The 11,520-nt window shown below is 63.1% G+C and carries 11 protein-coding genes; 6 read left to right on the forward strand and 5 right to left on the reverse strand.

All coding sequences use genetic code 11. The features are described 5' to 3' along the window. Positions 1–14: 14 nt before the first annotated feature. On the forward strand, positions 15–818 hold the full coding sequence (gene hisN, locus RBA95_RS03210) for a histidinol-phosphatase (RefSeq protein ID WP_306015360.1): 804 nt from the start codon (positions 15–17) through the stop codon (positions 816–818). Positions 819–873: 55 nt separating this feature from the next. Here the strand turns inward: hisN and RBA95_RS03215 are convergent, their stop codons facing one another. Then, positions 874–1,827 (reverse strand): class I SAM-dependent methyltransferase, encoded by a 954-nt coding sequence (locus RBA95_RS03215; protein ID WP_306015361.1) that lies wholly within the window; start codon positions 1,825–1,827, stop codon positions 874–876. A 282-nt stretch (positions 1,828–2,109) separates the two neighbouring features. Between RBA95_RS03215 and RBA95_RS03220 the strand changes: the two genes are divergently transcribed. Further along, positions 2,110–2,580 (forward strand): Hsp20 family protein, encoded by a 471-nt coding sequence (locus RBA95_RS03220; RefSeq protein ID WP_306015362.1) that lies wholly within the window; start codon positions 2,110–2,112, stop codon positions 2,578–2,580. 148 nt (positions 2,581–2,728) lie between these two features. On the opposite strand, the gene RBA95_RS03225 is transcribed toward RBA95_RS03220, so the two are convergent. From RBA95_RS03225 to gpmA, 4 genes are all read right to left on the reverse strand, one after another. Further along, positions 2,729–4,786, reverse strand: coding sequence for an NAD(+) synthase (locus RBA95_RS03225; protein ID WP_306015363.1), 2,058 nt, complete (start codon positions 4,784–4,786; stop codon positions 2,729–2,731). A gap of 75 nt (positions 4,787–4,861) precedes the next feature. Next, positions 4,862–6,160, reverse strand: a complete 1,299-nt coding sequence (locus RBA95_RS03230; RefSeq protein ID WP_306015364.1) for a pentapeptide repeat-containing protein — start codon at positions 6,158–6,160, stop codon at positions 4,862–4,864. A gap of 101 nt (positions 6,161–6,261) precedes the next feature. Further along, positions 6,262–6,849, reverse strand: coding sequence for a bifunctional diaminohydroxyphosphoribosylaminopyrimidine deaminase/5-amino-6-(5-phosphoribosylamino)uracil reductase RibD (ribD, locus tag RBA95_RS03235; protein ID WP_306015365.1), 588 nt, complete (start codon positions 6,847–6,849; stop codon positions 6,262–6,264). Positions 6,850–6,853: 4 nt separating this feature from the next. Further along, entirely contained in the window at positions 6,854–7,573 is a 720-nt protein-coding gene (gpmA, locus tag RBA95_RS03240; protein ID WP_306015366.1) for a 2,3-diphosphoglycerate-dependent phosphoglycerate mutase, read from the reverse strand. 167 nt (positions 7,574–7,740) lie between these two features. Between gpmA and RBA95_RS03245 the strand changes: the two genes are divergently transcribed. The 4 genes from RBA95_RS03245 to RBA95_RS03260 all read left to right on the forward strand — a co-directional run. Continuing rightward, positions 7,741–8,730: an SIS domain-containing protein gene (locus RBA95_RS03245; protein ID WP_306015367.1), complete on the forward strand. Its 990-nt coding sequence runs from the start codon at positions 7,741–7,743 to the stop codon at positions 8,728–8,730. A gap of 87 nt (positions 8,731–8,817) precedes the next feature. Next, on the forward strand, positions 8,818–9,750 hold the full coding sequence (locus RBA95_RS03250; protein WP_306015368.1) for a Gfo/Idh/MocA family protein: 933 nt from the start codon (positions 8,818–8,820) through the stop codon (positions 9,748–9,750). 86 nt (positions 9,751–9,836) lie between these two features. Beyond that, the gene (locus RBA95_RS03255) at positions 9,837–11,345 is read left to right on the forward strand and encodes a phosphomannomutase/phosphoglucomutase (RefSeq protein ID WP_306015369.1); all 1,509 of its coding nucleotides are present in this window, start codon (positions 9,837–9,839) and stop codon (positions 11,343–11,345) included. Between the two features lie 98 nt (positions 11,346–11,443). Further along, the coding region (locus RBA95_RS03260; protein ID WP_306015376.1) for a hypothetical protein at positions 11,444–11,520 on the forward strand (77 nt) is incomplete at its 3' end.

The raw sequence follows: 11,520 nt of genomic DNA on the forward strand, positions 1-11,520 counted from the left end.
ACATCGAGTTGATGATGCCCGATCTGGATGTGTCTGCAGAGTTGGCGCTGGCCGCTCAGCTCGCGGACGCGGCGCGTCCCATAGCCCTGCAACACTTCCGGACCGGACTTCATGTGGACGCCAAACCGGCGCACGAATTCGATCCTGTGACTGAAGCAGACCGCGCCATCGAGGCCCGCATTCGCGCCATTCTGGCCGAGGCGCGCCCTGAGGATGGCGTTCTGGGTGAGGAACAGGCCGAAACGCTGGGGCAGTCTGGTCGGACCTGGGTCGTTGATCCGATTGACGGCACGCGCGCTTTTATTGCGGGACTGCCAACCTGGTGCGTTCTCATCGCACTTTATGGCCCGGACGGTCCTCTTCTGTCCGTCATCGATCAGCCCTTTACCGGCGAACGCTTCAGCGGCGTAACCGGGCAGGGCGCCTGGCTGGATCATGGCGGAAGCCGCCAATCCCTGCGCACGCGCCCGGCTGTGACACGTGTTGAAGACGCGATCCTCTCTACGACAGATCCGGGATTGTTCGAGGGCGCCGAGGCGGACTGCTTTTCCCGCCTGGCCCAGGCCGCAAAGGTCCGCCGATACGGGCTGGACGCCTATGCCTATGCCGCACTGGCGGCTGGCGGTGTGGACCTTGTGATCGAAAGCGGTCTTAAGCCCTGGGATGTGGGCGCGTTGATCCCGGTCGTCACCGGCGCCGGCGGCGTGATCACGAACTGGCGGGGCGGGCCCGCCCATGAAGGCGGGCAGATGCTCGCCGCCGCGACCCCGCAATTGCATGCCCAAGCGCTTGAACAGCTCGCCGCCGCCGCGCTGTGAGCCGTCAGAAAAACGCCGGCCTGGCGAACCAGGCCGGCGTCAGTCTGTATGACGACTATGCGTCTTCGGGTTTTCTGAACAACAGGGTCATCCGGTCGGACTCACCGATTGCGTCATAAGGCGCGCGGTCGAAGTCCGGATCAGCCGGTTCGCCGAAGGCCGAGGTGCGCGACACGGGCGGCAGGGTCCAGACGCCGAACGGGTGATCGGCGGTATCCGCCGGGTTGGCGTTGATCTCGCTGGCTTCCACCAACTCGAAACCTGCTTCTTCCGCCATGGAGACGACCAGGTCTTGCTGCACATAACCCGTGCTCGCGCGCGGATCCTGAACGCGATCAGCCGGCAAACGGTGCTGGACGAGGCCCAGGACGCCGCCCGGCGCCAGGACGTCATAGAAATCGCTGAAGGCTTTTTCCGCCGCACCGCGGCCCATAAAGGAATGGGTGTTGCGGAAAGTCACGATGGCGTCCACCGATCCCGGCTCGGCAATGGGGCCGGTCTCGCTGTCGAAGGTGGCCATTGTGACGTCGCCATAGATCGGGCCGCCGAACTTGTCTTCGAAGCTCTGACGAAAGTCCAGGGCGCGCTGATTGTCCGGTGCAATGTCAGACCAGACGGCGATGTATTCACCGCCATTGGCGTTGACCCAAGGCGCCAGGATATCGGTGTACCAGCCGCCGCCGGGCCAGATTTCCATGACACGTCCAGACGGGTCGATGCCAAAGAAATCCAAGGTTTCCCGAGGGTTGCGGTAGGCGTCCCGGGCTTTGGCGTCTTCGCTGCGCCATTCGCCGTCAACGGCCCAGCTCAGGCTGCCGGTCTCGGCGCCGTCGTCATCGGCCATCATGGCGTCACCATCGTCCTGGTAACCATCCATATTGGCGGAGTCGTCGGCCATGTCGGCAGCCGGGGCGGTGGTCTCCATCTCCTCGTCAGAGGACGGGGCGCCGCAAGCCGCCAGAACGGCGCAAGCCGAGGCGGCGGAAAGAAGAGCTGTCAGGCGTTGCATATACTCACTCCGATTAGCCGTGATGGCGGGGATCATAGAGCCGGAACGCCCGAGCTCACAATGGCGCGAGCCCGATGAATGACGAGAAGTTGAAAAAAATCGCGTTGCCCTCTTGCGCCCTCTGATCCGCTTACCCAATTCCAGATGTGCAAGGCCGCCAGATGGGGCTTTGCGGATTGCCGGACGGACCACGCTGCACGCTGCGGGTGGTCGGAATGGCGGACCATTAGAAACCCATAGCCCGCATTGCGGGTCCGATCGCTTCCAAGGAGGATCGATACGATGCGTACCACTGATTTCTCACCGCTTTACCGCACGATTGTCGGATTTGACCGTCTGGCCAACATGATCGACAACGCGGCCAAGCTGGAGCCGACCGGCGGCTATCCCCCCTACAATATCGAGCAGCTCTCTGAACACGAGTATCAGATCGAGCTCGCTGTCGCCGGATTTGGCGAAGATGATCTCGACATTGAAGTGCAGGAAAACGTTCTGACCATTGCGGGCAAGCGCACGCAATCTGAGGACGCCGATCAGCGCAACTATCTGCATCGCGGCATTGCGGAACGCTCGTTCGAGCGCCGCTTCCATCTCGCCGATCATGTCCAGGTGCGTGAGGCCAGCCTCGAAAATGGCTTGCTGCGCATTCAGCTGGAGCGGGAAATTCCCGAAGCGAAGAAACCACGCCGCATTGCCGTGAACGGCAAATCTGAAACCAAGCTGATCTCGGCTGACAAGGCGTCCGCCGCCTAGCCGGGATCATGGCCCGATCAGTCGGACGCACGTCGTCCCTCCCCCCGATTGTCGGCGTCTACCTGATCGGGCCGAACTTTTCTGACTGACTTCCCCTTTTTCGACTTCGCGGCGCGTCTCCCAAAATGAGATGCGCCGCTTTTTCGTGTCAGAGCAACTCGTCCTTGAGCGCCTGAATCGCATCTCGCCAGAGCCGGGCGCTGGAATCCGACGGCATGCGCCAGTCGCCACGCGGGCTCAAGGCGCCCGCAGAGGTCAGCTTTGGCCCATTGGGAACGGCTGAACGCTTGAATTGTGAACTGCCAAAGAAGCGTCTGGCGAACTCGCCCAGCCAGTGAAGAATGGTCGCGCGGTCAAAGGCGCGCTGGTCGGCATCGGCCACATGAGGCGGCCAGTCGCCAGCGCTGGCGTCACCCCAGGCCTGTTCGGCGAGGAAGGCGATCTTGGCGGGCGAGAAGCCGTGGCGGACCACATAATGCAGGAAGAAGTCGTTGAGCGGGTAGGGCCCGATCGCGGCTTCGGTGCTCTGGATCGCTCCATCCGCACTGGCCGGCACGAGCTCGGGGGAGATTTCGGTGTTGAGTACGGCCATGAGCGCGCGAGACACCTCCGGGCCATATTCTTCCCGGCGCGCGGCCCAGCCGATCAGATGCTGGATCAGGGTCTTCGCGACCCCGGCGTTCACATTGTAATGGCTCATGTGATCGCCGACGCCATAGGTACACCAGCCCAGGGCCAGTTCGGACAGATCGCCCGTGCCGATGACCAGCCCACCTTCATGGTTGGCCATGCGGAAGAGATAATCGGTTCTCAGCCCGGCCTGCACATTTTCGAAGGTGACATCATACTGGTCTGCGCCATCTGAATAGGGATGGTCGAGATCGGCCAGCATGCGCTCGGCGGCGGGGCGGATATCGATTTCGCGATGGGTTGCACCCAGACCCTTGATGAGCGCCAGCGCATTCTGGCGCGTGCCGGTTGAGGTGGCGAAACCGGGCAGGGTGACCGCCAGAATGTCGGAGCGATCGAGCCCGAGCCGGTCAAAGGCGCGAGCGGTGATGATCAGCGCCTGGGTGGAATCCAGTCCGCCCGACACCCCGATCACAGCGGTCTTCAGACCGGTCGCCTTGAGGCGCTGGACTAGGCCCTGCACCTGGATGTTGTATGCCTCGTAGCAGTCCTCATCGAGCCGATCCGCGTCATTGGGGACGAAGGGGAAGCGGGCCACGGGCCGTTCCAGGGCGATCTCGGCGTCCGTATCCATCTCCAGCGTAAATCCGATGCGCGTATAACCCTTCAGGGCGTCGGCGTGCCGGGCGCAGGCGTCTCTCCATGTGGACAGCCGTGCCCGCTCACCCGTGATCTGCTCCAGATCCATATCGGCGTAAAGCACCGCCGGAGCGTCATTGAGGAAACGCTCGCCTTCCGCGATCAACACGCCTTGCTGGTAGGCCAGAAGCTGACCGTCCCAGGCCAGATCGGTCGTGGACTCGCCTGCGCCAGCGGCGGAAAAGACGTAAGCGCCATGGGTGCGGCGGGACTGGGCGTCACACAGTGCGGCGCGCTCGCGCGCCTTGCCGATGGTCGCGTTCGAGGCGGAGAGGTTCACCATCACGGTTGCGCCGGCCAGCGCGCCATACAGGCTGGGCGGGATCGGTGACCAGAAATCCTCGCAGATTTCGGCGTGGACAATGAGGCCGGGCAGGTCGAGCGCTTCAAACAGGAGGTCCGTCCCAAACGGCGCAATATGTCCGCCGACTTCGATCGTGTCCTCGATCACGCTTGAGGCGTCCGAGAACCAGCGCTTTTCATAGAATTCGCGATAATTCGGCAGATAGCTCTTGGGGATGACGCCCAGCAGCTGGCCGTTCTGGACCGCCAGCGCACAATTGAACAGCTGGCCGGCGCTGCGGAGCGCGCAGCCGAAAAGGATCAATGGTCTCAGACCTTTGCTGGCTTCGATGATCCGGGCGGCTGCCTGTTCCGCTGCATCCAGCATTGCGGTCTGGTGATGCAGGTCGTCGATGGAATAGCCGGTGATCCCCAGTTCGGGAAACAGGCAGACCGCGGCATGGCGCTCATGCGCCTGGCGCACCAGACCGATCAGGGTTTCCGCGTTCGCCAGGGGCTCCGCCAGATGGACCTCCGGTGCGAAGGCGGCGATGCGGGCGAAGCCGTGGCGGTAGATGTTTGTGAATGCGGACATGAAATCACCTGTCAGAGGGGCGGGGCCCCTTATGCTCAGAATGAGTATTTATCGGCTGGCGAGGCGGGTGTCGACTCAGGCGGCGCTGATATCCACCGCATCGGTCAGGTCTTCCACCATGGAGGTGAATTTCGCGCTCACCTTGGCGCCGGTGAAGAAAGCGCGGGTGAAGACGGCCTTGCGCGCATCCACGCCATGAAGACGGGCGAAGGACAGGTCTGCGGCTTCAGCTTGCAGATGGTGCAGGTCCGCGCCCGACAGATCGGCGTAGCGCAGGCAGGCATCCGCAATGGAGGCGGCCAGCAGGCGATCATTGGGCAGCACAAGCGGGCCGAGCTGGGCTTCGCGCAAGTCGGCGTTGTTCAGCTTCGCGCCCTTCAGATCCGCGCCCCGCAGATCGGCGCCGCGCAAGGAGGTCATGCGCAAATCCGCTCCCGCCAGTTTGGCGCCCTGCAGCTCCACGCCCTCCATATCGAGGCCGTAAAGGATGGCGTTGCGCGCCTGAAGTGCGGTGAGGTTGCGGCCTGCCAGTGATTTGAGGCCGCGCAAATCCTTGTCATTGAAGGTGGAAGGCTCGCCTTCCGCGCCGCCGGTTTCACACCAGCGCGCATGGCGGTCCAGCGCTTTTGCGGTCTCTCCGCCCGGATCGGCGATTTCGGGCGGCGGGGCATCACGCAGCGCGCCTTCAAGATTGGCGCGCTGGAACTGGCACATATCGGTCTTTGCGCCAATCAGCACGCAATCGCGCATATCAGCATCGCTCAGGTCCGCGCCATACAGATCGGCGTCCTGCAGATTGGCGCCGGGAAAGCGTGACCCGCGCAGATTGGCGCGGGTCAACCGCGCGCCGATCAGAACGGCGTCGGTGAAGTCCGACGATTGCGCCACGGCGCCGGTCATCTTGGTCTGTGACAGGTTCGCGCCCTTGAAGCGCGCTTCGCTGGCTTCACCGGGGCGTTGTTCATGGGTGATGACGGCGAGGCCCTTTTCCCGGTCCACCTGGGCGATGGCGCCTTCCCGCAAATCAGCCTGGCTGAGATCCGCGCCCGTCAGGTCCGCGCCGCGCAGGATCACGCCGCGCATATCCGCCCGGTGCAGCACGGCGCCGGAGAGGTTCGCCTGGCGCATGTCGGCCGCGAAGATCGTCGCGCGGGTCAGATTGGCGCCGGAAAAATTCGTCCCCTCGAGGATCGCGCCCGACAGGTCCGCGTCCGCGAGGTTGCGGCCTGACAGATTCAGTCCCTTCAGGATCTTGTAGGAAAAGTTCGCCCGCGCGCCGCCCATGCGCCCATTCATCAAGAACTCATGCTTGCGGCAGATTTCATCCACCTCAAGCTGGCTCAGCGGCTGATACTGGATAGGCTTTCCGATCATCTTTGATCCGTTACGGGCGTTGGGCGCTGTCGCCCGTTGAGGGCGAGTGTGGACCCGGCCCTGTTAACGCTATCTTGTCGGAGCGTGCACAAAGCGCGTTTTTAACGCTGCCGCACCCGTGTCAGCCCTTGTGCGCCTAGCCGCGCCAGCGCCGTATCAATGTCCTCGCCCGCTTCCAGTTCCAGATCGGCGTCATAGAGGCTGGCGCGGGTATCTTGAGCGAGCAGCGGACGCCCGGTTTTCAAGCGTTGGAAAAACCCGGCGTTCAGCGTCATCGCCTCTGCCTCTCGCACGCCTTCCACGACCACGATCCCGGCCTCTTTGAGCATGCTGACGCCGCGCCCGGCCACATGTTCGAACGGGTCGCGGCACGCGATCACGACCTCGGCCGGCTGGGCTGCGACCAGCGCTTCGGCGCAAGGGGGCGTCTTGCCGTAATGGGCGCAGGGCTCCAGCGTGACATAGACCGTTGCGCCCCGGGCCAATGCGCCGGCCTGTTCCAGCGCTTGGGGTTCGGCATGCGGGCGTCCGCCGGGGGCCGTGGCGGCTGCGCCGACAATCCGGTCGCCCCTGACGATCACACAGCCCACAGAAGGGTTGGGCGCGGTGGCGCCCAGCCGCGCATAAGCCAGCGCCAGCGCTGTATCCATGAGGCGCAGATCCTCGGCCGTGACCGGGCGTAAGCGCATGGGATCAGTTTGCGAAGTCGAGCGGCTGGGCGCGATCTTCGTCCAGATAACGCGCAGAGACCGGCTTAAGGCCATCAAGCTCGATCAGGAGCGGATTGCCCGTGGGTACTTCCACCTTGACGATATCGTCGGCGGAGACGTCGAACAGCATCTTGATGAGCGCGCGCAGCGAATTGCCATGGGCGGAGATCAGGATGTCTTCGCCCGCCTTGATCTTAGGTGCGATGGTGTCGTTGAAATAGGGCGCAACGCGATCAAGGGTCAGCTTCAGGCTTTCCGTTCCGGGCAGAAGCGCCGGATCGAGGCGGGCATAGCGCTCGTCATGGCTGGGGTGGCGCTCATCGCTGGTTTCCAGGGCCGGTGGCGGAATGTCATAGGAGCGGCGCCAGATCTTCACCTGTTCATCGCCATGCTTTTCAGCGGTCTCGGCCTTGTTCAGCCCCGTCAGCCCGCCGTAATGGCGCTCGTTCAGGAGCCAGGTTTTCTCCACCGGAACCCAGACCCGGTCTACGCCTTCAAGGGCGAACCAGAGCGTGCGGATGGCCCGCTTGAGCACGGAAGTGCAGGCGAAGTCGGGCTTGAACCCGGCCTCGGCCAGCAATTCGCCGCCGCGCTTGGCCTGTTTGACGCCTTCATCGGTCAGGTCCACATCGACCCAGCCCGTAAACCGGTTTTCAAGGTTCCAGACGCTCTGGCCGTGACGGGTGAGCACAAGACGGGTCATGTTGGGTTTCCTCTGGCGGGCAGACTGTGTTGGCGGGCGGTTTACCCCTTTTACCGCCTGCCCGTCGAGCCCATCTGCAGACGCATCCGCGTCTAGCCTGTTCTCGTCCGGCTTGGTACAGGGGGCGCCCCCGCGTGATCACCACGCATCAATTCAGGGACAGGACCATGTCGCCCGCCGCTACAGCGCTTGAACCCGCCGCCATTCTCAAGGCCATGCGCCGCACGTTGAGCCTTGAGCAGGATGGCCTCTCCCAGCTCAGCGATGGGTTGAACGAGGTCAGTGTCGAGGCTGTTCGACTGGTCGCCGGACTGAAGGGGCGACTGATCTGCGCCGGTGTCGGCAAGTCCGGGCATGTTGCGCGCAAGATCGCCGCGACCCTGGCTTCGACCGGGACGCCCGCCTCTTATGTGCATCCGGCAGAAGCCAGCCATGGCGATCTGGGCATGATCACGGCCGATGATGCGGTCCTGGCGCTGTCCAATTCCGGCGAGACCAAGGAGCTGGGCGATATGATCGCCTATTGCCGTCGCTTCGGCGTGCCCTTGATCGGCATGACGGCGGGGGCGGATTCGACCCTCGCGAAAGGCTCCGACATCCTTTTGCTGTGTCCCAAGGCGCCCGAAGCCTGCGGCGAAACCCGCGCGCCCACCACCTCGACCACCATGATGATGGCGTTTGGCGATGCGTTGGCGGTGGCGTTGATCGAGGCGCGCGGCTTCACCGCGACCGATTTTGCACGCTATCACCCCGGCGGCGCGCTGGGCTCGGCGCTGGCGCGGGTGGATGAGCTGATGCATGCGGGCGACGCCATGCCTCTGGCGCCGGAACTGGCCAGCATGGGCGACGCGCTGATCGTGATGAGCGAAAAAGGGTTTGGCTGTGTGGGCGTCACAGACGGCGAGGGCAAGCTGTCCGGCATCGTCACCGATGGCGATCTGCGCCGAAAAATGGGCCCGGATCTGATCGAGCAATCGGTGAAAAGCGTGATGACGCCCAGCCCCATCACCTCGACCCCGGGCGCGCTGGCGTCGGATGCGTTGCGGATCATGACGGCCGGAGATCGCAAGATAACCCAGCTCTTCGTGTGTGACGAAACCGGTAAGCCTGTAGGGCTGTTGCACATCCACGACCTTCTCCGCGCCGGGGTCAGCTAGGGCGCGGCGATTGGGCTCTTTGCCTCACTGACAAACGCGGTCTAAGACGAGCACACTCTCAAGCCTACAGACGGACGGGGCCTTTTCATGAGCAGCACGGCGACTTCTCCCTTGCGCGCAGGCGTGATCGGCGCGGGTGTTTTCGGCGGTTACCACGCTGGCAAATACGTGGAGAATCCCGACACCACGCTCACTGCGATCTTCGACCCGGACAAGGAGCGCGCCCAGGCGCTGGCGGACACGCATGGCGTGACGGCCTATTCAGAGGTCGGGCTGTTTCTGGAAGCGGTCGATATCGTCACCATCGCCAGTCCGGGCGTCACCCATGCCCAGATGGGCGCCCGCGTTCTGGAAGCCGGCAAACCGGTGCTGATCGAGAAACCCCTGGCGGTCACTGCACACGATGCGGACCAACTTGTCCGGCTGGCCTCCGAGCAGAATTTGCCGCTCGCCTGCGGACACCAGGAACGGCTGGTGTTCGACGTCATGGGGCTGACGGCGATTGATACGCCGCCCAAGCGCATTCAGGCTTGGCGGGAAGGGCCGTGGAGCGGGCGCAGCACGGATATTTCGGTCACCTTCGATCTGATGGTGCACGATCTGGATCTGGCGCTGACCCTGATTGCCCAGGCCGAAGCCCAGACCCTGTCTGTCGAGGGCAAGTCCGAACGTAGCGACAGCCTGGACGAGGTCCGGATGTCTGCACGTTTCGCCAATGGCGCCGAACTGGAGCTGAAAGCCAGCCGGATTGCCGATGAGCGCCGCCGCGGCATGGTCGTCGAGTATGAGGACGGGGTGATCGAAATCGATTTCGTGGCCCGCACCTTCAAGAACACCACAGGTTATGATCTCAACCCCGACTATGCCGATACGCCTGAAGGTCGCGATCCGCTGGGCGCGAATGTGGCGCGGTTCGTGGATGCCGTTTTGGGGCGCGTCAGCACACCGGCCGCTCCTGGCGAAGCGGGTGCGTCTGCGGTGCGGTTCGCCGAACGCATTGACGCCATGGCCGCCGACTAGTCGTCACACTTGTTTGCTAATTCCGTACGCGGCAGAGTTGAATCCACATGCGCGTTGCAGGGCGCGCCATTTTGAGGGGGACCCAAATGCGCACCGATCTTCAGCCCAATACCTGGGAATTTGAAACCGAGGCGTTCGTCACGCCGACCGGGTTCCGTGAATACGATGCGCGCTGGTGGTTCGGCCATCCGGGATCAGACAAGCCGCCGCAGATCAATCTTTATGGCGTTCAGACGCTGGGGCTGGGGCTCGGCACGCTCATTCATGAGCTGGGCAAGGAGCCCAAGATCGTCACCGGGCATGATTTCCGGGGCTATTCGCTCAGTGTGAAACAGGCGCTGGAAGTGGGGCTGATGCAGGCGGGCATCGAGGTGCACGATATTGGCCTTGCGCTCTCGCCCATGGCGTATTTCGCGCAATACCATCTTGATATTCCTTCGGTCGCCATGGTCACCGCCAGCCATAACGCCAATGGCTGGACCGGCGTGAAAATGGGGGTGGAGCGCCCGCTCACCTTTGGGCCGGATGAAATGAGCCGTCTCAAGGAGATTGTCCTGAACGATCAGGGCGTGGCGCGATCGGGCGGCGGATATGTACGCGAGACCGGCGTGGCGGCGGCCTACAAGGCGGATCTCGTCAAGGGCATGTCGCTGTCGCGCAAGATCAAGGCGGTTGTCGCCTGCGGTAATGGCACGGCGGGCGCGTTTGCACCCGAAGTCCTTGAGGCCATGGGGGTCGAGGTCATCGCGATGGATTGCGAGCTGGATCACACCTTCCCCAAATACAATCCGAACCCGGAAGACATGAAAATGCTTCATGCCCTGTCGGACCGGGTGAAGGAGACAGGCGCGGATATCGGTCTGGCCTTTGACGGCGACGGCGACCGGTGTGGCGTCGTGGACAATACCGGCGACGAGATCTTCGCGGACAAGGTGGGCCTGATGCTGGCGCGCGACCTGTCTGAGCGCCACAAGGGCGCCAGGTTCGTTGTCGATGTGAAATCCACGGGCCTGTTCGCCATCGATCCGGTGCTCAAGGCCAATGGCTGCGAAACGGAATACTGGAAGACCGGGCATTCCTACATCAAGCGTCGCGCTAATGAACTGGGCGCGTTGGCCGGGTTTGAGAAATCGGGCCATTTCTTCCTGCAACCGCCCGTTGGCCGCGGATATGATGACGGGATCGTCGCTGCGCGCTGCATTCTGGAAATGCTGGATCGCAACCCGGACAAGACCGTTGCGGACCTCAAAGCGGACCTGCCGGTCAGCTATGGCTCTCCGACCATGTCGCCGGCCTGCTCGGACGAAGAGAAGTACGCCGTGGTCGAGCGTATCGTTGAGACCTTCAAGGCGAAGCAAGCCCAAGGCGTCCAGATCGCCGGGCGCAAGATCATTGATGTGAACACCGTCAACGGGGTCCGCTTTACCCTTGAGGGCGGGGCCTGGGGGCTCGTGCGCGCCAGTTCGAATACGCCAAACCTCGTCATAGTGGTCGAAAGCCCGGACAGTGCGGATGATGTCAGGGCGATCTTCAAGGCCATCAAGGATGAACTGTCCGTTCACCCCGAAATCGGCGCCTTCGACCAAGAGCTGTAGCCGCACGCAGCTGTCTGTGATTTCTGGATGTCATATTCTGGCCGGAATGGCCTATCAAACACCCCGCCTTGATCCCGGCTCTAGGAAGGAGACCCCCCATGCGCGTAGCAATGATCGGCACTGGATATGTGGGTCTTGTGTCGGGGGCGTGTTTTGCCGATTTCGGCCATCACGT

Source organism: Oceanicaulis sp. MMSF_3324 (genome assembly GCF_030733545.1).
Classification (GTDB): domain Bacteria; phylum Pseudomonadota; class Alphaproteobacteria; order Caulobacterales; family Maricaulaceae; genus Oceanicaulis.